Source organism: Aquamicrobium ahrensii, assembly GCF_040545755.1.
Classification (GTDB): domain Bacteria; phylum Pseudomonadota; class Alphaproteobacteria; order Rhizobiales; family Rhizobiaceae; genus Mesorhizobium; species Mesorhizobium ahrensii.
Genome location: NZ_JBEPMN010000022.1, coordinates 25,159 through 45,962, shown reverse-complemented (window position 1 = coordinate 45,962; position 20,804 = coordinate 25,159). Strand labels below are relative to the sequence as shown.

At 64.0% G+C, this 20,804-nt stretch carries 17 protein-coding genes, 1 tRNA gene and 1 pseudogene; 11 read left to right on the top strand and 8 right to left on the bottom strand.

The window, feature by feature from the left end:
• The first annotated feature begins 145 nt into the window (after nucleotides 1-145).
• On the top strand, nucleotides 146-1,381 hold the full coding sequence (locus ABID44_RS18080; RefSeq protein WP_354153084.1) for a pyridoxal phosphate-dependent aminotransferase: 1,236 nt from the start codon (nucleotides 146-148) through the stop codon (nucleotides 1,379-1,381).
• A gap of 316 nt (nucleotides 1,382-1,697) precedes the next feature.
• Here ABID44_RS18080 and ABID44_RS18075 read toward each other — a convergent pair.
• A pseudogene (locus tag ABID44_RS18075) lies at nucleotides 1,698-1,778 on the bottom strand (IS5/IS1182 family transposase); the annotation flags it as partial.
• A gap of 509 nt (nucleotides 1,779-2,287) precedes the next feature.
• Between ABID44_RS18075 and ABID44_RS18070 the strand changes: the two are divergent.
• The 5 genes from ABID44_RS18070 (at nucleotide 2,288) to ABID44_RS18050 (ending at nucleotide 7,614) form a co-directional block, all read left to right on the top strand.
• The gene (locus tag ABID44_RS18070) at nucleotides 2,288-3,448 is read left to right on the top strand and encodes a mandelate racemase/muconate lactonizing enzyme family protein (RefSeq protein ID WP_354153083.1); all 1,161 of its coding nucleotides are present in this window, start codon (nucleotides 2,288-2,290) and stop codon (nucleotides 3,446-3,448) included.
• 63 nt (nucleotides 3,449-3,511) lie between these two features.
• Nucleotides 3,512-4,459, top strand: coding sequence for a Bug family tripartite tricarboxylate transporter substrate binding protein (locus tag ABID44_RS18065; protein ID WP_354153082.1), 948 nt, complete (start codon nucleotides 3,512-3,514; stop codon nucleotides 4,457-4,459).
• Nucleotides 4,460-4,554: 95 nt separating this feature from the next.
• The gene (locus ABID44_RS18060) at nucleotides 4,555-5,046 is read left to right on the top strand and encodes a tripartite tricarboxylate transporter TctB family protein (RefSeq protein ID WP_354153081.1); all 492 of its coding nucleotides are present in this window, start codon (nucleotides 4,555-4,557) and stop codon (nucleotides 5,044-5,046) included.
• Nucleotides 5,047-5,057: 11 nt separating this feature from the next.
• Entirely contained in the window at nucleotides 5,058-6,557 is a 1,500-nt protein-coding gene (locus ABID44_RS18055) for a tripartite tricarboxylate transporter permease (protein WP_354153080.1), read from the top strand.
• A 124-nt stretch (nucleotides 6,558-6,681) separates the two neighbouring features.
• Entirely contained in the window at nucleotides 6,682-7,614 is a 933-nt protein-coding gene (locus ABID44_RS18050) for a LysR family transcriptional regulator (RefSeq protein ID WP_354153079.1), read from the top strand.
• 213 nt (nucleotides 7,615-7,827) lie between these two features.
• Here the strand turns inward: ABID44_RS18050 and ABID44_RS18045 are convergent.
• Nucleotides 7,828-7,912, bottom strand: a tRNA-Leu gene (locus ABID44_RS18045).
• A gap of 200 nt (nucleotides 7,913-8,112) precedes the next feature.
• Between ABID44_RS18045 and ABID44_RS18040 the strand changes: the two genes are divergently transcribed.
• Nucleotides 8,113-9,060 carry a hypothetical protein gene (locus tag ABID44_RS18040; RefSeq protein WP_354153078.1) on the top strand — a complete coding sequence of 316 codons (948 nt, stop codon included), beginning with the start codon at nucleotides 8,113-8,115 and terminating at the stop codon, nucleotides 9,058-9,060.
• 116 nt (nucleotides 9,061-9,176) lie between these two features.
• The gene (locus ABID44_RS18035) at nucleotides 9,177-10,076 is read left to right on the top strand and encodes a bifunctional methylenetetrahydrofolate dehydrogenase/methenyltetrahydrofolate cyclohydrolase (protein ID WP_354153077.1); all 900 of its coding nucleotides are present in this window, start codon (nucleotides 9,177-9,179) and stop codon (nucleotides 10,074-10,076) included.
• On the opposite strand, the gene edd is transcribed toward ABID44_RS18035, so the two are convergent.
• The 3 genes from edd to zwf are packed head-to-tail and all read right to left on the bottom strand — an operon-like array spanning nucleotide 10,077 to nucleotide 14,136.
• Nucleotides 10,077-11,903, bottom strand: a complete 1,827-nt coding sequence (gene edd / locus ABID44_RS18030) for a phosphogluconate dehydratase (protein WP_354153076.1) — start codon at nucleotides 11,901-11,903, stop codon at nucleotides 10,077-10,079.
• Between the two features lie 56 nt (nucleotides 11,904-11,959).
• Complete coding sequence (pgl, locus tag ABID44_RS18025) at nucleotides 11,960-12,685, bottom strand: 6-phosphogluconolactonase (protein WP_378226467.1); 726 nt, start codon at nucleotides 12,683-12,685, stop codon at nucleotides 11,960-11,962.
• The gene (zwf, locus tag ABID44_RS18020; protein WP_354153074.1) at nucleotides 12,667-14,136 is read right to left on the bottom strand and encodes a glucose-6-phosphate dehydrogenase; all 1,470 of its coding nucleotides are present in this window, start codon (nucleotides 14,134-14,136) and stop codon (nucleotides 12,667-12,669) included. Before zwf ends, pgl begins: the two co-directional genes overlap by 19 nt.
• A 225-nt stretch (nucleotides 14,137-14,361) precedes the next feature.
• Between zwf and ABID44_RS18015 the strand changes: the two genes are divergently transcribed.
• Together ABID44_RS18015 and ABID44_RS18010 are read left to right on the top strand one after the other, a co-directional pair.
• Entirely contained in the window at nucleotides 14,362-15,831 is a 1,470-nt protein-coding gene (locus ABID44_RS18015) for an aldehyde dehydrogenase family protein (protein ID WP_354153073.1), read from the top strand.
• Between the two features lie 94 nt (nucleotides 15,832-15,925).
• Nucleotides 15,926-16,672 carry an SDR family oxidoreductase gene (locus ABID44_RS18010; protein WP_354153072.1) on the top strand — a complete coding sequence of 249 codons (747 nt, stop codon included), beginning with the start codon at nucleotides 15,926-15,928 and terminating at the stop codon, nucleotides 16,670-16,672.
• A 27-nt stretch (nucleotides 16,673-16,699) separates the two neighbouring features.
• On the opposite strand, the gene ABID44_RS18005 is transcribed toward ABID44_RS18010, so the two are convergent.
• Complete coding sequence (locus ABID44_RS18005; protein ID WP_354153071.1) at nucleotides 16,700-17,389, bottom strand: SH3 domain-containing protein; 690 nt, start codon at nucleotides 17,387-17,389, stop codon at nucleotides 16,700-16,702.
• Nucleotides 17,390-17,626: 237 nt separating this feature from the next.
• Here ABID44_RS18005 and ABID44_RS18000 point away from each other — a divergent pair, with 237 nt between their 5' ends.
• The gene (locus ABID44_RS18000) at nucleotides 17,627-18,484 is read left to right on the top strand and encodes a transporter substrate-binding domain-containing protein (protein ID WP_378226469.1); all 858 of its coding nucleotides are present in this window, start codon (nucleotides 17,627-17,629) and stop codon (nucleotides 18,482-18,484) included.
• A 35-nt stretch (nucleotides 18,485-18,519) separates the two neighbouring features.
• Here ABID44_RS18000 and ABID44_RS17995 read toward each other — a convergent pair whose 3' ends face one another.
• Entirely contained in the window at nucleotides 18,520-19,692 is a 1,173-nt protein-coding gene (locus tag ABID44_RS17995; RefSeq protein ID WP_354153070.1) for an Mrp/NBP35 family ATP-binding protein, read from the bottom strand.
• 105 nt (nucleotides 19,693-19,797) lie between these two features.
• Nucleotides 19,798-20,802, bottom strand: a complete 1,005-nt coding sequence (locus ABID44_RS17990) for an inorganic phosphate transporter (protein ID WP_354153069.1) — start codon at nucleotides 20,800-20,802, stop codon at nucleotides 19,798-19,800.
• Nucleotides 20,803-20,804 lie beyond the last annotated feature (2 nt).

Sequence of the window (20,804 nt, the reverse complement as noted above, 5' to 3'; positions counted from 1 at the left end):
GGCGAGAAGGAGACCGGCGGCGGGCGCGAGAGCGGCTCCGACGCCTGGAAGGCCTATATGCGCCGCGCCACCAACACCATCAACTACTCCAAAGAACTCCCCCTCGCACAGGGCGTGTCATTCGATATCGAATGAGGATCTGACAATGCTCACCAGACCGGATGTAGCTGCCGCGCCTTTCAGGGCGGCGGCCCGCATCGCCGACATCGGCGTTTCCGAAATCCTCCAGATCGGGGCGCGCGCCGCAGCCATGCGCCGGGAAGGCCACAACGTCATCATTCTCGGGGCGGGCGAGCCCGACTTCGATACGCCGGACCCGGTGAAGGAAGCGGCTTTCAGGGCAATGCGGCGCGGCGAAACCAAATACACCGCCCTCGACGGCTCGGCGGCCATGAAGGAGGCTGTGCGGGAAAAATTCCGGCGCGACAACGGGCTCGATTTTTCGACCGGCGAAATCAGCGTCTCCGCCGGAGCCAAGCAGGTCATCTTCAACGCCTTCATGGCCACGCTCGACCCCGGCGACGAAGTGATCGTGCCGACACCTTACTGGACCTCCTATGCCGACATGATCCGCATCGCCGGCGGTGTGCCGGTGCTGGTCGCCTGCGACGCAGCCAACGGATTCCGGTTGACGGCCGCCTCGCTTGAGCGCGCCATTACGCCTGCCACGCGCTGGCTGATGCTGAACTCGCCTTCCAACCCGACCGGCGCGGCCTATTCGGAAGCCGACTACCGCCCGTTGCTCGACATGCTTCTGAACCATCCGCACGTATGGCTGCTGGCCGACGATATCTATGAGCACATCGTCTATGACGGTTTCCGCTTCGTCACGCCGGCGGCGCTGGAGCCGGCTATCCGTGATCGCATCCTGACTGTCAACGGCGTCTCCAAGGCCTACGCCATGACAGGCTGGCGCATCGGTTATGGGGCCGGGCCAGCGACCTTGATCAAGGCCATGTCCGTGGTCCAGAGTCAGTCCACCTCCAACCCCTCCTCCATTTCCCAGGCGGCGGCGATCGAGGCGCTGACCGGCTCGCAGGACTATCTCGTCGAACGCCGTGACAGTTTCCGCATCCGCCGTGATCTGATCGTGGACGGCCTCAACGCCATCGACGGCATCGATTGCCCATGCCCGCAAGGCGCGTTCTACACGTTTGCAAGCTGTGCGGGGATGCTCGGGCGCACCACCCCACAGGGCCGGAAGATCGAAAGCGACCGCGATTTCTGCGCCTATCTGCTGACCGAGGCCAGAGTCGCGGTGGTGCCGGGCTCGGCCTTTGGCGCTTCGCCCTTCTTCCGCATCTCTTATGCGACTTCGCAGGAAGAACTGCGTGAGGCTCTGACGCGCATCGCCGCTGCCTGCGCCGCGCTCGCCGTCTGAGGGACCAGAGATGCAGGCGGGATGCTCAACGATTCACGCTCCCATGGCCAGTGAGAAGCAGCGGTCCCGTCCGCGCCGATGACGCTGCACCTCGCCCAGGCCAGCAAATCCGGCTTTAGCCGCGCCAGCACAATGTCGGACTCGTCAATGCCGGTCTGTGGCTGGTGACCGGCGATGTTTCGGCAGCACTGGCAAAAAACCGGCGCTGGCGATCTCGCTCATCGACCGTCACCGCATCGATTGTGAGCTGGAACGCAACGGCACGCTACATTACGCTGTTGGCGGAACTGGCCTGGAGAAAGCTCGGATGGGCCTGAAGCATTCCGCTCAAAGCACGACGGTCATCCACACGCGGCTTGCCGCGGCTCCTGGGAAAATATGGCGCAAGCTGCGCCATTTGCTCTTCCGTTAGCCAGTAAAGGTCGCTCGTGATTCAGTCTCCTTGTGGAGCCGGAATCACATCAGACGCATCAAATCAACAGGTGCTGAGCCTAGATGCTACGGTCTTGCGCCGGCGCGACGTCCTTCCAGCGTGGACGATGTTTCACGCACCGTGTGGACTTGTCTGTGGCGACCTCGGCGCTTCGACAGAATTGAAGGGACCTTCCTGTTTTCTGCCGCCCGCTTGAAGACGACATACAAACCACCCGGATCGCTGACCGATGGTCTTGAGGCCAAGGCCTTCCGACTTTCGCCTCCCCCTATCGGGTGCGCAAGCCTAAGGCGCAATGTTCCAACGTGGGTATCGCGCGATCACACGGAAATCGCGCGTCGGCAGCAGGTTTGGCTGCTTTCACGCAACGTATTCCTTCGCACGCCAATTCATCAGGAAATCTGAATAATACACGAGATTAACTCGATTTTCTGACGTGTCGGAATCGCTATTATCGGCGCAGGAGGTATCCGATGCTGAATGAAACCATGCTTTACAGGTCTTCTGTCGCTGCGCCGCGCCAGAAGATTGCGAGAATCTCGATCCACGATCTCCAGGGGATTCCCATCACGCCCCCGCCTTTCCGTGACCGTCCCAACAAGGAGGGCGCGCTTCTTCTGGAAATGGAGACCGATGACGGCGTCGTCGGCTGGTCGACAAGCGGCTACACCCATCCGCTGGCGATCGACCTGATCGAAAAATACCTTGCGCCCCGCATCATCGAGGAAGGTGTCGACCCCTTCCGCACGGACCGGATACCTCAGCTTTTCGACCGCCATACGTGGGAGCGCCCGCTGGGCCGCGTTCTCGTTTCGGCCATGGCGATGATCGACATCGCCTGCTGGGACATCAAGGGAAAGGCGACCGGCCGCCCGGTGCACCACCTCATCGGCGGCGCGCGCGACCGCGTGCCGGTCTACATCACGCATGGCGCCGCCTATGACGGCGCGCCGGTCTACAGCCGGGAAGAGCTGGCCGCCGAGGCTGCTCATCTCGTCTCGCTGGGCTACGATCATCTGAAGAATACCGTTGGCCGTCAGGCTATCCCCGATCCTGACGACGATTATCACCGCATGGCGGCGATGCGCGAGGCCGTCGGCCCGGACGTAAAGCTCTCCATGGACGGCAATCTACGCATGTCGCTGCCCGATGCGGTGCGCCTGTGCAAGCTGTGCGAAGAGCTCGACATCACTTTCATCGAAGAGCCCGTGCATTATAACGAGCCGCGCAATCTGGCCCATCTCAGGAGCCAGACGAGCATTCGCGTCGCCGCCGCCGAGAATGAGCATTTCAAGGCGCGGGATTATCTGGAAGCGGGCGCTGTCGACTATCTTCAGCCCAACATCAACAATGATGGAGGCCTTACCGCCAGTTTGAGAATCGCCGCCCAAGCCCGCGCCTACAATGTGCCCCTTGGTCACGGCAACGGAAACGGCCCGCACAACATCGCGCTTCATGCTGGCGTTTTGAATGGCGGCCTTGTGGAATACCATTTCCACAAGTGGATGACGTACAACGCGCTTTTTGAAGACGTTCCCCAGCCGGAGAAAGGCTGGTTGAACGTCTCTCAGGAGCCCGGCTTCGGTCTCGAGCCGAAGGACGGAATCATCAAGGAATACAAACGCAACAGGTAGTGCATGAACCCGCCGGTGGTGGCGCGCGCCTCACCGGCCCGCACAGCTTTTGGGAGGAAACACATGTCAACGCGCAAACTCATTTTCGCCGTGGCGACGGCGGCCTGCAGCATGATCGCAACATCCGGCATGGCGGCCGATTACCCCGAGCGGGACACGACGCTGATCGTGCAATCCTCGCCCGGCGGCGGTTCGGACATCATTGCCCGAACCATTGCGGGGATCGTCAACGACCAGAAGTTGAGCCCCACGCAAATGCTCGTGGAGAACAAGCCCGGTGGCGGCGGCGCGATCGCCTACAACTACGTGGCGCAGCGCAAGGGTGACCCCTATATCCTTGGGACCATCGCCACGAGCTTCTTCGTTGCGCCATTGATGGGCCAATCGCCTGCGAAAGTGGAAGATTTCCAGCCCGTCGCCGTCATTGCCGGCGATCCTTTCATTCTCGTTACGGAAGCCCAATCCGGCATTGCGACGCTGGATGACATTCGGGCGAAGAAAGTCCTTCGCATCGGCAATACCGGCCCGGTGACCGATCCCGCCCTTCTGGCGGTTTCGCTCGGTGACGAACTCGGCGTGGAGGTTCGTCCCGTTCCCTTCAATGGCGACGGCGAGGTGACCACTGCGCTGCTCGGCGGCCATATCGATCTGCAATTCGGCAACGCTTCCGAAGTGATGGCGCAGATCGAAGCCGGCCGTGTGAAGGCGGTTGCGGTGACTTCGCCGGAACGGCTCGCCTCCTTGCCGGATGTGCCGACTTTCAAGGAGCTCGGCTCCAGGATTGAGTTGATGCTCTACCGCGGCGTCGTGATGCCCAAGGATGCGCCCGAAGAGGCGGTCGCCTTCTGGGAGGACACGATGAAGAAAGTTGCGGAAAGCGAGGCCTGGAAGACGCAGTATGTGGAGCGCAACAACTCCGTGCCGCTGTTCTGGGACGCAGAGGAATTTGCAGCGCGAATTCCTGAAATCACCAAGCTCTACGCGGATTATCTGAAAACCATCGAGAAATAACACGCCCGGCAGGCTCCGGAGAGACGATGCGGCTGGCGCAGCCGGTGGCCGCTGTCCGGAGCCTGCTGTTACGTAACCCATCGGGGAGGATGTGAATGCGGGTGCTCACGGCCGAAAAATTCTTCACATCGCTATTTGCGGCTTTTGCCGTTTTCGTCATCTGGCAATCCTATCGCTACGGCATCTTTTCCAGCACGATCACCGGGCCGGGTTTCTTCCCCGCGATTGCGGGCGCCATCATGCTCGTCAGCGTCGGAACGTCTCTTGTCTCGAAAAAGCGGACCAGCGAAGGCAAGGCTTCCGATGATCCGGAGGCCGGGACCCCGGTCGAGCCCGCAAGCCGCGTCGAACTGTTTCGTGCCGGCCTTCTTGTCGGCTTCACCGCGCTGTTCATCGTGTTCGCCCCATATGTTGGGATGATTGCCCTCACCCCATTCTATGTCTTTGCCTGCTTCCTGGCGCTCGTCCCGGACTTCAGGCCGGCGCGTCTTGGGATCGGCGTGTTCACTGCGATCTTTTTCACGGTGCTGGCGTGGGCCGTCTTTGACTGGGCCCTTGGTGTTCCAATGCCCCGCGGGCTGTTCTGAGGGATACGAAAATGGAAATCTTTTCTGACCTCTTCTATGGCCTGTCAGCCGCCACAAGCGGGCCGATGCTGCTGGCGACGTTGCTGGGCGTCTTGCTCGGCCTGGCGATCGGCGTGTTGCCGGCGATGGGGCCGCCGGCCGCCCTTGCAATCCTGCTTCCCATCGTCGTGACATTCGAGCCCGCGGTCGCCGTCGCCGGTCTTGCAGGTGTCTATTACGGCGCGATGTATGGCGGGGCGGTCACCTCGATCCTGCTCGGCATTCCCGGCGAGAGCGCTGCGATGATGACCACGCTCGATGGCTATCCGATGGCGAAGGCCGGTGAGGCCGGGCGCGCCCTGGGCATTGCGACGTTTGCCTCCTTCGTCGGCGGTTTCATCGCCATCTTCCTGTTCACCGCGATTGCCGCCCCCTTTGCGGAGTTCGCCCTGCGCTTCGGGCCGATCGAAATGACCGCCCTGATGGTCATGACGCTCATCTTCTCCACTTCGCTTGGCGGGGAGGACAAGGCGAAGGGCTTCGCCGCTCTCGGCCTTGGGCTTTGGCTGGGCACGATCGGGCTCGACATCGTCAGCGGATCGCCGCGCTTCAACTTCGGAACATTCGAGTTGCTGGAGGGCATCGAGTTCACGGTCATCGCAATCGGGATGTACGGGGTGGGTGAAATCCTGGCGAGCGTGAACGACACCGCGCCCAAGGTCGCTCGCACACGCTATTCCCTGAGGGCGCTGCTCCCGCGTCTCAGTGACGTGGCGAAGACATGGAAGGATCTGGGCGTCGGCTCGATCATTGGTTTCGTCGTCGGGGTTCTGCCCGGCGCCGGGGCCACGGCGGCCACGATATTCTCTTACTCATTCTCAAAGAAGATTTCCCGCCATCCTGAAAAATTCGGGCACGGCGCGCCGGAAGGCATCGCCTCCCCCGAGGCGGCCAACAATTCGGCCTCCTACGCGGCGATGATTCCCCTATTCACGCTCGGGATTCCGGGCTCGGGAACCACGGCGATCATGCTCGGCGGGTTGCTGATGCTTGGCCTTCAGCCGGGACCGCTGCTGTTCGAGCAGCATCCCGATTTCGTCTGGCCGGTGATCGGGACCTTCTATACGGGCAACCTGATGCTGGTCGTGCTCACGATTGTGCTCACGCCTGTGCTTGCCTCGCTTGTATTCATCCCCGCTGCCTATCTCTTCCCGATCGTCATGGGGATCGTCGTCTACGGCGTGTTCAGCGTCAATTATTCGTTCTTCGACCTCGGCATGGCGATGGGCTTTGGCGTGCTCGGATATTGTTTCCGCAAGTTCAGCTATCCCTCGGTGCCTGTTCTTCTCGGATTGGTCCTTGGGCCGATCCTTGAGCAGAATGTGCGCCGTTCTCTCATCATGTCGGACGGTGATGTCGGGATTTTCGCCAGCAGCGCGATCTCGGTCGTATTCCTGCTGCTTTCGGCCGGACTTCTGCTCCTGCCGCTGTTCAAACGGGCCAAAGGCAGGCTGCGCCGGAGCATTGTCTGAACGAAAGGCTTTTGCATGAAACGCGCGTCCCGCTTGATGGTGGGGCGCGCCTTGTCTATCCTTGACCTGCCAGTCGCGGCACGTCTGGCGGCGGCCGCGCCGCCCATCGGCACCCGGAGCTACCATGATCAGACCCCGGACCGTTCAGGACATCACCCATGTCAATCTCAAGCTGATCAACACCTTCGTCTGCGTTGCGGATTTCGGGTCGTTTCACGCCGCGGCCAAGGCGCTTGGCCGCTCCCAGTCCGCAATATCGATGCAGGTGAGGGATCTCGAATCGCAACTGGGCGTCATGCTCTTTCTGCGCACCACACGGCATCTGGAGCTGACGTCGGCGGGCAGGATGTTGCTGGACCAGGCGCGGGTTTCGATCGCGGCGCTTTCAACGACGTTTCGCCACATTCACGAAGATATCGACTTCAGGCGGGGTCATGTCCGCATCGCCTGTTCGCCGACCTATGCCGCGGCGCGCCTCCCTTACGTCATTAAATCTTTCAAGGATGTCTTTCCCGATGTGAAAGTCTCCATCGGCGAATACAAATCAGCCGAAATCCTCAACGCGCTGAAGCAGGACAAGGCGGATTTCGGCGTGGGCCCTGTGCTTTCGGACCCGGAAATGGTGTTCGAAAATGGCCGCGCCGAGCCGCTTCTGGCTGTGATTCCCCACGCCTGGATCGGTCCGGATGACGATGCTGAAACGGTTACGCTGGATGCTGTCCTGAAACATCCACTGGTGATGTTTTATCCGAACACCGTTGTGCATCAGATTATTTCCAAGGCTGCCGAGGAACGGGGATTGTCCTTTACGGTAGAGTATTCCTGTATTCAGGGAGAGACGCTGCTTGCCTTTGCAAACGCCGGTCTTGCCATCGCTGTCCTGACGGCCTCGATCGCCAACCTCTCCTACGCCACGAAATGCCGAATCCGGCGAATCGTCGAGCCCGAACTCCACAGGCGCTTCACCATGATCATCCGCAAGGGAATCGCATTGCCTCCCGCAGCGAAACATCTGTACGGTCTGATCGCGGAAGATATCAGCAGCGAGTTGTTGTAGGACTGCGATGCAGGCGCAATTTCTGCCGTCTGCTTGAAACGACGTTCAACCAGCCCTGAACGCGCTGTTCGGATCAGGGATTCGAAAAGTCTTTTCGTTTCCTTTGGAGGCGCAGGCCGAAGCCTCATGCCGCACGTCTTCGTCGCACGGTAAGGCGCGCGCAACTTTTTGAAAAGGCTTAAGTGTTTGATCTGGCAGAGATCAAAAGGGAAATGGTGCCCAGAAGAGGACTCGAACCTCCACGCCTCGCGGCACACGGACCTGAACCGTGCGCGTCTACCAATTCCGCCATCTGGGCTGGTGGCGCTCATGTAAGCGGGCGGGACTGTCCTGTCAACGCGCTTTTTCGGCCCGCGCCGGATTTAACCGCGGGCAAAGCGCCGGGCAGGGGATGAAGGCGTCGGCGGCGACAAAAATTAACCTTTTATTTGCGCTGTTCGTTTAACCTGAATTAACTTTTGGCCGACCCTACGGCCGATCGTGAGCTGGCGGCGCGCAATGAGCAACAGACAGAGCCCGGAGGACTGGAGACGCGAACGCGCACTTGCGGCGCTGGCCCGCGCCATGCGCGGGGAGGATGAGGATTTGCCCAAAAGCCCGGCAGAGGCCGGCGATGAGACGCCCGACTGGCGTCGCACGGCTGCCGAGCGCCACCGGCTTGCCCGTTTCCAGCGCGACTCCGCCGCACGCCAGGAGCGGGAAGCTGAAATCCATCCCGCCGCGCCGCCGGAAACGCCGTATGTCGTGCCGCCGACGCCGTTGGAGATTGTAACGCAGGCCGAGGAATCGGCCCCGCCGGTTTCAGAGGCGGCGCCCGCCGAGAGCGCGCAGATCGCCGATTTTCCTGTGCAGGAAGAGGTGTCGCCGACACCGGAGCCGCCTGCCATTGTCGAAGAACAGCCGTCCGAACAGCAGGAGCGACCCGGCCACGGGGAGCAGGCCGGGGCGGAAATCATCGAATCGCCTTTCGCCCCTGATTCCGCCGAACACGGTGAAACGACGGAAGAGGAAACTGTCGTCCTCGTCAGGCCCGCTATCGCGGCCTCGCGTCCCCTGATCCTGCGGCTTACTTTGCTCGGGGCGCTGATCGGTATCGCGGCCGCCCTGCTTCTGTGGAATTCCTATGGCGCTGTCGCCGCCTTCATGCCGCTCGCAGGCCTGCTGGTTGGACTTGCGGCCGGACTTGTCGCGGCATTGCGACGTCCGAAGGTCGCCGTAAACGCCGAGGCGGATGCCAATGGCTCCACGTCGCCCGCTCGCGCTGCAACTTCGCCGCAGGATGTTCCGCCTGCTGGCGGGCAGGCTGATTCGCCTGGCGTGGGCCCGGCTGGCGGCGGCGGCGTTCCACCGCTCGGTCACCCGCCCTCCGTGGAGGAAATCCGCGCCAGCCTGCGCCAGTTCCGCGCAGCGACCCAGGATCTCGCCCGCCAGCGCTCCCGGCGCTGAATTCCGGTCTTCCGAAGCAGCCTTTTCGGGTTTAGGGCATCCGGCGACGCATAGACGTGGGCCTGGCGTGAAATCTTCGCATCATATGCGGGCGGGCAGCGCAGATGGAGAGCAGTATGAGCAAAGTCATCGACGGCAGGAAAACGGCGGCCGAGGTGGTCGAAAAGGTGAAGGCGCTCACCGCCGATCTTGCCGCGAAGGGCGGTGGCAAGCCCGGGCTCGCCGTGGTGATCGTCGGCGAAGACCCGGCCAGTCAGGTCTATGTCGCCAACAAGTCGCGCACGGCGAAGGACTGCGGCTTCCATTCGGTGCAGCACACGCTGGCCGCCGACACGGATGAGGCGGATTTGCTGAAGCTGATCGGCGGGATGAACGCCGACCCGGCCATTCACGGCATTCTGGTCCAGCTTCCGCTTCCCGATCATATCGACAGCGGCAAGGTCATTCAGGCCATCGCGCCGGAAAAGGACGTCGACGGCTTCACCTTCGTCAATGTCGGCAAGCTCGGGGCCGGCGAGGCGGAAACCGCCTTCGTGCCCTGCACGCCGGCCGGGTCCATGCTGCTGATCGAGCGCGTGCGCGGCAAGGACCTGTCCGGCCTCAACGCCGTGGTCATCGGCCGCTCCAACATCGTCGGCAAGCCGATGGCCAATCTGCTGCTGGCGGCCAACTGCACGGTGACTGTCGCCCATTCGCGCACGAAGGATCTGGCGGCGCTCGCCCGCACCGCCGATATTCTGGTGGCGGCGGTCGGCCGGCCGGAAATGGTGAAGGGCGACTGGGTGAAGCCCGGCGCCACCGTCATCGATGTGGGCATCAACCGCATTCCCGCGCCGGAGAAGGGCGAGGGCAAGACGCGGCTGGTCGGTGACGTCGCCTATGCCGGCGCAGCGGATGTGGCGGGTGCGATAACCCCGGTTCCGGGCGGCGTCGGGCCGATGACCATCGCCATGCTGATGGCCAACACCGTCACGTCCGCCTGGCTCGCAGCCGGACTTTCCCGCCCCCGCTTCTGATCAGGCGGCGCTGGCGAAGGCGCTGGCTCCATGATCGGCGCGGCCGGCAAGATGCCGGAAGCCGGCGAACAACTCGCGTCCGAAACCATATTCGTTACCGGACAGATCGGGGGTCGGCTGCGCGCGCAGCGCCATTTCAGCGGCCGGAACCAGCAGTTCGAGCGTTCCGGACGTTGCGTCGAGCCGCACCATGTCGCCATCCCTGATCTTGCCGATCGCGCCGCCTTCCAGCGCTTCGGGTGTGACGTGGATCGCCGCCGGCACCTTGCCGGAAGCGCCGGACATGCGCCCGTCCGTCACCAGCGCGACGCGCTGGCCGCGATCCTGAAGAACGCCGAGCACGGTGGTGAGTTTGTGCAACTCCGGCATGCCGTTGGCCCTCGGCCCCTGGAAGCGGATGACGGCGACGAAATCGCCGGTCAGCTCGCCTGCCCGGAAAGCGTCGCTCAGACCCTGCTGGCTGTCGAACACGCGCGCCGGCGCTTCGATCACATGCCGGTCCGGCTTGACGGCGGAGGTCTTGATGATGGCCTGGCCGATATTGCCGGCGAGCACCTTGAGGCCGCCCGTCGGCTGGAACGCCTTGGAGAAGGGCGCAAGCACCTTTTCGTCGCCGCTTGTCACGGGCGCGGCTTCACGGACCACGGAGCCGTCGGCCCCAAGCTTCGCTTCCACCGCATAGGCGCGCAGGCCATCGCCCCACACCGTCTGCACGTCCTCATGCAGCAGGCCGGCGTCGAGTAACTCGCGAATCAGAAAGCCCATGCCGCCCGCAGCTGCGAAATGGTTCACGTCGGCAAGCCCGTTCGGATAGACGCGCGCCAGCAGAGGCACCGCTTCCGAAAGTTCGGAAATGTCCTGCCAAGTCAGCCTGATGCCGGCCGCCGCCGCCATGGCGATGAGGTGGATGGTGTGATTGGTGGAGCCGCCCGTGGCGTGCAGCCCGACGACGCCGTTGACGATGGCGCGCTCGTCGATCATGCGCCCCACCGGCGTGTAGGCGTTGCCGAGCCCTGTGATGGCGAGCGCTCGTTTGGCGGCTTCCCTAGTCAGCGCGTCGCGCAGCGGCGTGCCGGGATTGACGAAGGACGCGCCCGGCGTGTGCAGACCCATGATCTCCATCAGCATCTGGTTGGAATTGGCGGTGCCGTAGAAGGTGCAGGTGCCGGGGCCGTGATAGGATTTCGATTCGGCTTCCAGCAATTCGGCGCGGCCGACCTTGCCTTCGGCATAGAGCTGGCGCACGCGCGCCTTCTCGTCGTTGGGCAGACCGCTGGTCATGGGTCCCGCGGGGATGAACACCGCCGGCAGATGGCCGAAAGTCAGCGCCGCGATCAAAAGACCGGGCACGATCTTGTCGCAGACGCCGAGGAAGACCGCTGCGTCGAACATGTTGTGCGAAAGGCCGATGGCGGCGGCCATGGCGATGACGTCGCGCGAGAACAGCGACAGCTCCATGCCGGGCATGCCTTGCGTGACGCCGTCGCACATGGCCGGCACCCCGCCGGCCACCTGCGCGATGCCGCCTGCTTCATGCGCCGCCTGCTTGATGAGGGCGGGGAAGGTCTCGAACGGCTGATGGGCCGAGAGCATGTCGTTATAGGCCGTGATGACGCCGAGATTCGGCACAGTGTCGCCCGACAGCGCCGTCTTTTCCTGCGGACTGCACACGGCGAAGCCGTGGGCGAGGTTGCCGCAGCCCAGCACCGCGCGGTTCGCGGATTTTCCGGCGGCGTCTGCAATGCGGGCGAGATAGGCTTCGCGGCTTGGGCGCGAGCGCTCCCTGATCCGGTCCGTGATGGCTTGGATATCGCTTCTGGCTGTCATCGGATGGTCCTTCCCTGTTGCCGCCATCGTTTTTAGGCGGCTTGTTCCTGTACCCTTCAGGGAGCCCAGAACACCTTCACCGGACGCGGCGAGGCGTCGATCACCGCCCGGATCGGCTTCCTGTCTTCGTCATCTTTCATCGCCGCCTCGAACACGGCGCGTTTCTCCGCCCCTTCGATGTGCAGGGCGAGGAAGCCTGCCTCGATCAGGCGCGGCGTTGAAAGCGTCAGGCGCGGCTCGCCGGCGCCTGGCGCATCGACCGGCAGAACCCTGCGTGCGCTGGCCGGGTCGAGCAGCGTGGAAAGCGTATCGGCGTCGGGAAAGAAGGAGGCGGTGTGCCCGTCCGCGCCCATGCCGAGTATGGCGGCGTCGAGCGGCCATTTCAGGGCGGCGAGGTCCTGCTCCGCCATGGCGGCGGCGGCGGCGGCGTTCTCCGCCGGATGGTAGAGCGGCATGAAGCGCGCGGCGGCAGCCGCGTTGCGCAAGAGTTTGTCGGCCACCAGCGCCGCATTGGAGCGCGGCGAAGAGGGCGGCACGAAACGCTCGTCCACCAGCGTCACCGTCACCCTGTCCCACGCGATGCCGCGCGTCGAAAGCGCTTCGAAGAAGCGGCCAGGCGTCGTGCCGCCCGAAACCGCGAGCAGCGCCGTTCCCCGGCGTTCGATCGAGGTGGCGAGCTTTTGCGCCACCGCGTCGGCCAGCGCGTCGGCCAGCGCTTCCCGGGTCGGGAACCCGGTCCAGTCGAAATCATTCGCCGCCAAGCTCATGTGCTTTCGTGCCATGTGCGTCCGTCGCGTTCGATCAGCGCGATGGAGGCGGACGGGCCCCATGTGCCGGCCGTATAGCCCTGCACTTCCTGCCTGGCGCTTTCCCATGCCTGCTGGATCGGGTCGATCCAGCTCCATGCCGACTCGACCTCGTCGCGGCGCATGAACAGGGTCTGGTTGCCGCGCACTACGTCCATGATCAGCCGCTCATAGGCATCCGGCGCGCGGCCCTTGAAGGACTGGGCGAAGCTCATGTCGAGCGGAATCTGGCGCAGCCGCATGCCGCCGGGACCTGGGTCCTTGATCATGATGAACTGCTTGACGCCTTCGTCGGGCTGAAGGCGGATGACGAGCTGATTGGCGAAGATCGGGCCGGCCCCGTCGCCGAAGATCGAATGCGGGATCGGCTTGAACTCGATGACGATCTCCGAGACGCGGGTGGCCAGCCGCTTGCCGGTCCTGAGATAGAAGGGCACATTGGCCCAGCGCCAGTTCTCGATTTCGGCGCGGATGGCGACGAAGGTTTCGGTGCCGCTCTCCTTGCCCAGTTCCTCGATATAGCCCTTGACGGGCCCGCCGGCCGATGCGCCGGCGCGATACTGGCCGCGCACCGTGTGTCTGGGGGCCTCGTTGCCGTTGATGCGCCTGAGCGCGCGCAGAACCTTCAGCTTCTCGTCGCGCACGGCGTCGGCGTCCATGGAGGACGGGGCTTCCATCGCCACAAGGCACAGGAGCTGGAGAAGGTGGTTCTGCACCATGTCGCGCAGCGCGCCGGCCTTGTCGTAATAGGTGACGCGGTCTTCCAGTCCCACGGTTTCGGCCACGGTGATCTGGACATGGTCGATATGGGCGGAGTTCCACAGCGGCTCGTAGAGCGCATTGGCGAAGCGCAGCGCCATCAGGTTCTGCACCGTCTCCTTGCCGAGATAGTGGTCGATGCGGAAAATCTGGCTCTCGGGGAAATTCTCGCCGACCAGATCGTTCAGCGCGCGCGCCGAGGCGAGATCGCGCCCGAGCGGCTTTTCGAGCACGATGCGGGAGGTGGGCGTGATGAGCTCGTGCGCTTTCAGATTGCGCGAAATGTCGCCGAACAGGGCGGGCGCCACCGCCAGATAGAAGGCGCGGATGCTGGCGCTGTCGCCGATCGCCGCCTTCAGGTCCTCGAAGCCGTCGCCGCTCACCGCATCGGCAGCGACATAGGTGATGCGGGCAAGGAATTCGTCCAGTTCGGCCTTGTCGATATAGTCGGGCGCGACATGCTCCTCGATGGCCTTGCGGGCGAAGGCGCGGAATTCGTCATCGCTCATCTTCGAACGTGAGGCGCCGATGATGCGCGTCGGCTCGGAAAACTGGTGATCGCGCTGCCGGTGATAGAGAGAAGGGAGCAACTTGCGTTCCGACAGGTCGCCGGTGCCGCCGAAGATGATGAAGTCGAAAGGATCAACGGGAATGATCTGGCTGGTCATGGGGTGTCCGTGAGCATATCCATGTTGTTCGGCATCGTCGGGACGATGTAGCGGATATAATCTAATCGATTTAATTTGACCAGCGCCATGGCGTCGCAGCGCTGGCATTGTTACGAATTCCAAATCGTGGCCGCAGCGGGTTACGACGCTCACGTCACCCGGCCTCCGTATCATTCTAGGGCGGGGCGGGCCCGAACCAAGGCGATGCAAGGGAGAAAGCTCGACATGGACGCTGAAACTCCAGGGCAGGCCGCATGGCGTCAGGTGATCGGCGGCAGGCGGGTCGAGGCCGTGTCGGGCGCGCATATCGAGGTGGTCTGCCCCTCTGACGGCAAGGTGTTCGCCACCATTCCAGCCTCTCGCGCCGAGGACGTTGACCTTGCGGTGCGCGCCGCGCGAAAGTCTTTCGACGAGGGTCCCTGGCGCGCCATGCCGGCCGTGGAGCGCGGGCGGCTGCTGACGCGGCTTGGCCAACTGGTCGAGCGCGATGCGGAGGAACTGGCGGCGCTCGAATCGCGCGACACCGGCAAGCCTTTGCGGCAGGGTCGCGCGGACGTGGCGGCCACCATGCGCTATTACGAATTCTACGGCGGCGCGGCCGATAAGCTTCATGGCGACACCATCCCCTTCCTCGAGGGCTACACGGCGCTGACCCTGCGCGAACCGCACGGCGTGGTGGCGGGCGTCATCCCGTGGAACTATCCCTTGCAGATTCTGGCGCGGGTCGCCGGGGCCGCGCTCGCCATGGGCAATGTGCTGGTGGTGAAGCCGGCGGAGGACGCCTCGCTCACCACGATCCGCATCGCGGAACTGGCGCTGGAGGCCGGCTTTCCCGAAGGCGTGTTCAATGTGGTGACCGGCACCGGAAGCGAGGCGGGCGCGGCCCTTTCCGGCCATCCCGGGGTGGATTACGTCACCTTCACCGGCTCGCCGGGAACAGGCACCGCCATCCAGCAGGCGGCGGCCCTCAACAATCGTGGTGTGACCATGGAGCTTGGCGGAAAGTCGCCGCAGATCGTCTTCGCCGACGCCGATCTCGACAAGGCGCTGCCGGTGCTGGTCAACGCCATTATCCAGAACGCCGGGCAGACCTGCTCGGCCGGCAGTCGCGTGCTGATCGAGCGCCCGGCCTATGACGCGGTTGCCGAAGCGCTGGCCGGCCGTTTCGCGAAGCTGGTCGCCGGTCCGCACGACGCCGACCCCGAACGCGATCTCGGACCGCTGGTCAGCGCCCGCCAGCGCGCCCGCGTTGCCGCCATGGTGGATGAGGCCGAGGCTTCCGGCATTGCCATGCTGGCGCGCGGCGCCGTGGACGAGCATGCGCCGCAGGGTGGCTTCTATGCCGCGCCGGTGCTGTTCGGCGCCGTCGATCCGGCGGCGAGGATAGCCCGCGAAGAAGTCTTCGGACCGGTTCTGTCGCTGTTTTCCTTCGAGGGCGAGGACGAGGCGGTGCGGCTCGCAAACGGCACCGACTACGGTCTCGTCGCCGGCGTCTGGACGCGTGACGGCGCGCGCCAGCACCGGCTGGCCAAGCGGGTGCGGGCGGGGCAGGTCTTCGTCAACAGCTATGGCGCGGGCGGTGGCGTGGAATTGCCCTTCGGCGGTTTCGGCCGCTCGGGCCATGGTCGCGAGAAGGGATTCGAGGCGCTCTACGACATGTCGGCGACCAAGACGGTCGTCTTCGACCATCGGTAACGGCGCAATTCCAGGGAAAGTGGAAGCCGGTTTTCCGTCCGGAATTGCGCAAGAACAGGTAAGAACAGGCAACAGGACAGCGAGAGAGCAGGATATGAGACTGAAGGACAAGGTCGCCATCGTCACCGGGGCGGCGGCGGGGTTCGGCGAGGGCATCGCCAGGCGCTTCGCGGAAGAAGGGGCGAAGGTGGTGGTGGCCGACCTCAATGCGCGCGGCGCAGCCGAATTGGCCGAGGAGATCGGCAACGACGCGATCGCCGTGACCACGGATGTTTCCCAGCGCGCCGATGTCGAGCAGATGGTCCATGCCGCAAAAAGCGCTTTCGACCGGGTCGACATCGTCGTCAACAACGCCGGCTTCACGCACCGCAACGGTGATCTCCTGAGCGTGGACGAAGCGACCTTCGATCTCGTCACCGCCGTCAATATGAAGGCGATCTACTACAGCACGCTGGCGGTGGTTCCGATCATGCAGGGCCAGGGCGGCGGCGTCATCCTCACCACAGCCTCGACAGCGGGGTTGAGGCCGCGACCGGGGCTGACCTGGTACAATGCGTCGAAAGGCTGGGCGATCACCGCCACCAAGTCGATGGCGGTCGAACTGGCTGCGCACAACATAAGGGTGAACTGTCTGTGCCCGGTTGCCGGCGATACGGCCATGCTGGAGCGCTTCATGGGTTCGGACACGCCCGAATTGCGCGAGAAATTCCGCGCTTCCGTGCCGATGGGGCGGCTGTCGACGCCCCTCGACATCGCCAATGCGGCGCTCTGGCTGGTTTCCGACGAGGCGGCGTTCATCACGGGTGTGGCGCTGGAGGTGGATGGCGGCCGCTGCATTTGAACGTGGCTGCTGCGGGCGTCGTTGCCGTCAGTCGCGGTTCACGAAACTTTTGTAGACGTAGCCCCGCTGGTCCTTGTGGACGATTTCGCACCAGCTGTCGCAGGAGATCACTTTCACCTCGGTGCCGCCGGGAATGGTGCCGATAGCTGAGCCGCCCGGCCCCGAGCGGAAGGTGACGCCCCGGATGATGCGCCCATTTCCGGACGCGACGGGTGTGGCCTTGGCCGCCGGCTGGCTCGGTTTGGGTGCGGGAATGGCGGCGGTCCGGGTTCCGCTGGTCTCGCTCGTGGCTGGAGCGGCGTCGCCGATTTCCGCATCGGGTACGATGATTGCCGCCGCCGCCTGCGTATCGATCTCGGGGACCCTCGGCTCGGGCATCAGGGCCAGCGGCTGGATTTCCGGTTCTGCCTCCGGCGGCGAGGCGGCTGCTACGGCTTCCGGAGCGACAGGCGCTTCCGCAACGACGGGCAGCACCTCGGCCGCGAGCGCTTCCGTCATTTCCTGCGGGGCAGCCTTGGCGGCGACCGGCCTGTCGTTTCTTGGAAGCGTGAACCAGAAAGCGGCGATCGCGATGGCGACGAAGGCGAAACTGCCGAGCGCGGCGATGACGAGATGGGAATGTTCCTTGATCCTGTGCCAGTGCGAAGCCGGCGCACTATAGCCGTACTGAACCGAACGCTGCCGTCTCGGTTTGCCGAAACCCGGTAGACCTTTCACTTCGCCATCTCCAAAGAGCCGGCCGTCTGCATAAGAGCCCGTCCCCGTCCGCAGCGGTCTTGGATGCGTATGAACCGATTTTACAGCTTTTGCCGCAACAGGCCATTCGCGACCGTCATCTAAAGGCAAATTGTGGCATCACTGCGCATCTGGCGCGGCAAATGCCGGAAATATCATAGCAAAACTTGTGGTCGATCCGGTTTCATAGGAAAAGCACGCAGGTCCTGATCGGTCGGAATGCGAATCGTGCGTTTACGAATTGTTGCCGCTTTGAGCTTCGTCCTTGCCGGGCTGCCGCCGCCCGGGCAGGATGCTTTTGCCGAAGAGCCCGTCATTCCGCTGCTGTGGGATGCGAAGGAACGCCTGGCCAAGCCCGACCTTTCCGCGTTGCCCCGGTTGCGCTTTCTCACCACCACCGATTTTCCGCCCTTCAATTTCCTTGACGATCAGGGCCGCTTGTCCGGCTTTCACGTGGATCTGGCCCGCGCCATCTGCGACCGGCTCGATCTCGCTGAAAAATGCCAGATTCAGGCCTTGCCATGGGGCGAGTTGCAGGAAGCGCTGGAAAAGGGAGAGGGCGAGGCGATCATCGCGGGGCTGGCCGCGACCGCCGAAACGCGCGCCGCATACGCTTTTTCACGCCCCTATCTGCAATTCCCGGCGCGGTTCGCCGTGCAGAAGGCGCACCCGTTGTCCGAGCCGCTTTATGTCAGGTTGCAGGGCAGGCCGGTGGGCGTCGTCGCCGGGTCGGCGCATGAGCGCATGTTGCAGGATTATTTTGGCGCGGCGAAGATCGTTCCCGTGCCGGACGAGGATGCGCTGCATGCCGAACTGAAGGCCGGCAGGATCGATGCGGCCTTCGGCGACGGCATGCGTCTTTCGTTCTGGCTGGCGGATACGGCGTCGGACAAATGCTGCCGCTTGGCCGGCGGTCCCTATATCGCGCCCGAATATCTGGGCGCGGGATTGTCCATCGCCACCCGCGCCGACGATGCGCTGCTGCCCGCCGCCTTCGACTACGCCTTGCAGGAAATATCGGCGAAGGGCGTCTTCGCCGAGCTTTACCTGCGTTATTTCCCGATCGGCTTCTACTAGGCGGGAATGTAAGCGGCGGCTAACGCCTTGGGCCGTTACTCGAATACGATGGATGGGCCGCTGCCGCCCTTTTCCTCCTGCAGGCGCTGCCAGACTTTTGCGGCGATGTCGCGGTAGATACGTGCTTCCGGCCCTTCCGGCTGGCTGACGGTGACCGGCCGCCCGCCGTCGGAGCTTTCGCGGATGCCCATTTCCAGCGGCACCTCGCCGAGGAAGGGAACGCCCAGCCGCTCCGCCTCGCGCCTTGCGCCGCCATGGCCGAAGATATCGTAGCGCTTGCCGGTGTCGGGCGCGATGAAATAGCTCATGTTCTCGACGATGCCGAGCAGCGGCACATCGACCTTCTTGAACATGTTGAGCCCCTTTCGGGCGTCGATGAGGGCGAGGTCCTGCGGCGTCGAGACGATGACGGCCCCGGCCAGCGGCACCTGCTGGGCCATGGTGAGCTGGGCGTCGCCGGTGCCGGGGGGCATGTCCACCACCAGCACGTCGAGGTGACCCCAGTCCACCTCGCGCAGCATCTGGGTGAGGGCCGAAACGACCATCGGCCCGCGCCAGATCATCGGCGTCTCCTCGTCGACGAGGAAGCCCATCGACATGACCTTCAGGCCGTAGTTCTCCAAGGGCCTCAGCGTCTTGCCGTCCGTGCTTTCCGGCCGGGCGTGAAGGCCGAGCAGTCTCGGCATGGAGGGGCCGTAGATATCGGCGTCGAGCACGCCGACCTTCAGCCCGTTGGCGGCCAGACCCAGCGCGAGGTTTACGGCTGTCGTCGATTTGCCGACGCCGCCCTTGCCGGAAGCGACGGCGACGATGGCGTCGATGCCCGGAACGCCGCGTTTGCCCGCGCTTTGCGACGGCGGCGCGGGTTGCGCCTGGCGCGGGGGAGGGGCCGCCGGGCGGGCGGGCGCGGGTCGGGCGGGGGCCGGGCGGGGGGGCGCGGCCGCTTCCATACCGCCGCCTTTCTTTTCCGCAGTCAGCGTCACCACCGCGCCGGTGACGCCGGGAATGGCTTTCACCACCCGTTCGGCGGCGGACCGCAGCGGCTCCATGTGGTCGGCGCGATCGGCCGGCACGGTGATGGAAAAGAACACTTTGCCATCGGCGATGAAAATTTCGGAGAGCATGCCGAGATCGACGATGTTGCCGGAGAAATCCGGCCCGCTAACGCTTCTCAGTCGCTCGGTGACAACTTCCTTGGTGACGGACATTGCTTGTACCTCATACCTGGGTCTGCTGCCGGTGGCGTTCCCCTGAGATACTGCATAAGCCTGCCTGCTCCAAGCGCCGGAGACTGCGTCATCGTGCCGGTGGGGTCAGGTGGCCAGTTGAGTCAGATAATAGGTGATGGCGGAAATGACGGCGGTCGCCGGCAGCGTGACGACCCAGGCGATGACGATGTTGCCGGCAATGCCCCAGCGCACCGCCGAGACGCGGCGGGCGGCGCCCACGCCGATGATCGCGCCGGTGATGGTGTGGGTGGTGGAAACCGGGATACCCAGCCATGTCGCGCCGAAAAGGGTGAGCGCGCCGCCGGTTTCCGCGCAAAAGCCCTGCATCGGGTTAAGCCGCGTGATCTTCGAACCCATGGTGTGGACGATGCGCCAGCCTCCGAACAGGGTGCCCAGCGCCAGCACGGCCTGACAGGTCAGAACCACCCACAGCGGCACATAGAAGGTGTCGCCCAGCATGCCCTGCGAATAGAGCAGAACGGCGATTATGCCCATGGTCTTCTGGGCGTCGTTGCCGCCATGGCCAAGCGAATAGAGCGAGGCCGAAATGAATTGCAGCACGCGGAACGACCGGTCGACGGCGAACGGGGTCTGGCGCACGAACAGCCATGACACCATCAACACCAGAATGAGGGCGAGCACGAAGCCGGTCAGCGGCGACAGCACGATGGCCGAGGTGGTCTTGAGAACGCCGGTCCAGACGATGGCGTCGGTCCCGGCCTTGGCGATGCCGGCGCCGAGCAGGCCGCCGATCAGCGCGTGCGAGCTGCTCGACGGGATGCCGGCCAGCCAGGTGATGATGTTCCAGGCGATCGCGCCGGCAAGGGCCGCGAAGATGACGCCCGGCGTGACGATGTTGGCGTCCACAATGCCGGTGCCCAGCGTCTCGGCCACATGCAGGCCGAAGAACAGAAAGGCGATGAAGTTGAAGAACGCCGCCCAGAACACGGCATATTGCGGGCGCAGCACCCGGGTGGAGACGATGGTGGCGATGGAGTTCGCTGCATCGTGCAACCCGTTGAGGAAGTCGAAGAACAGCGCGACGCCGATCAGGGCGATCAGCAGCGGAAGAGCGATTGTGGCGTCCATCT

Excerpts from the sequence above, each read along its gene's own strand:
- ABID44_RS18080 (WP_354153084.1), top strand. The coding sequence starts at position 146 with ATGCTCACCAGACCGGATGTAGCTGCCGCGCCTTTCAGGGCGGCGGCC.
- ABID44_RS18070 (WP_354153083.1), top strand. The coding sequence starts at position 2,288 with ATGCTGAATGAAACCATGCTTTACAGGTCTTCTGTCGCTGCGCCGCGC.
- ABID44_RS18065 (WP_354153082.1), top strand. The coding sequence starts at position 3,512 with ATGTCAACGCGCAAACTCATTTTCGCCGTGGCGACGGCGGCCTGCAGC.
- ABID44_RS18060 (WP_354153081.1), top strand. The coding sequence starts at position 4,555 with ATGCGGGTGCTCACGGCCGAAAAATTCTTCACATCGCTATTTGCGGCT.
- ABID44_RS18055 (WP_354153080.1), top strand. The coding sequence starts at position 5,058 with ATGGAAATCTTTTCTGACCTCTTCTATGGCCTGTCAGCCGCCACAAGC.
- ABID44_RS18050 (WP_354153079.1), top strand. The coding sequence starts at position 6,682 with ATGATCAGACCCCGGACCGTTCAGGACATCACCCATGTCAATCTCAAG.
- ABID44_RS18040 (WP_354153078.1), top strand. The coding sequence starts at position 8,113 with ATGAGCAACAGACAGAGCCCGGAGGACTGGAGACGCGAACGCGCACTT.
- ABID44_RS18035 (WP_354153077.1), top strand. The coding sequence starts at position 9,177 with ATGAGCAAAGTCATCGACGGCAGGAAAACGGCGGCCGAGGTGGTCGAA.
- edd (WP_354153076.1), bottom strand. The coding sequence starts at position 11,903 with ATGACAGCCAGAAGCGATATCCAAGCCATCACGGACCGGATCAGGGAG.
- pgl (WP_378226467.1), bottom strand. The coding sequence starts at position 12,685 with ATGGCACGAAAGCACATGAGCTTGGCGGCGAATGATTTCGACTGGACC.
- zwf (WP_354153074.1), bottom strand. The coding sequence starts at position 14,136 with ATGACCAGCCAGATCATTCCCGTTGATCCTTTCGACTTCATCATCTTC.
- ABID44_RS18015 (WP_354153073.1), top strand. The coding sequence starts at position 14,362 with ATGGACGCTGAAACTCCAGGGCAGGCCGCATGGCGTCAGGTGATCGGC.
- ABID44_RS18010 (WP_354153072.1), top strand. The coding sequence starts at position 15,926 with ATGAGACTGAAGGACAAGGTCGCCATCGTCACCGGGGCGGCGGCGGGG.
- ABID44_RS18000 (WP_378226469.1), top strand. The coding sequence starts at position 17,627 with ATGCGAATCGTGCGTTTACGAATTGTTGCCGCTTTGAGCTTCGTCCTT.
- ABID44_RS17995 (WP_354153070.1), bottom strand. The coding sequence starts at position 19,692 with ATGTCCGTCACCAAGGAAGTTGTCACCGAGCGACTGAGAAGCGTTAGC.
- ABID44_RS17990 (WP_354153069.1), bottom strand. The coding sequence starts at position 20,802 with ATGGACGCCACAATCGCTCTTCCGCTGCTGATCGCCCTGATCGGCGTC.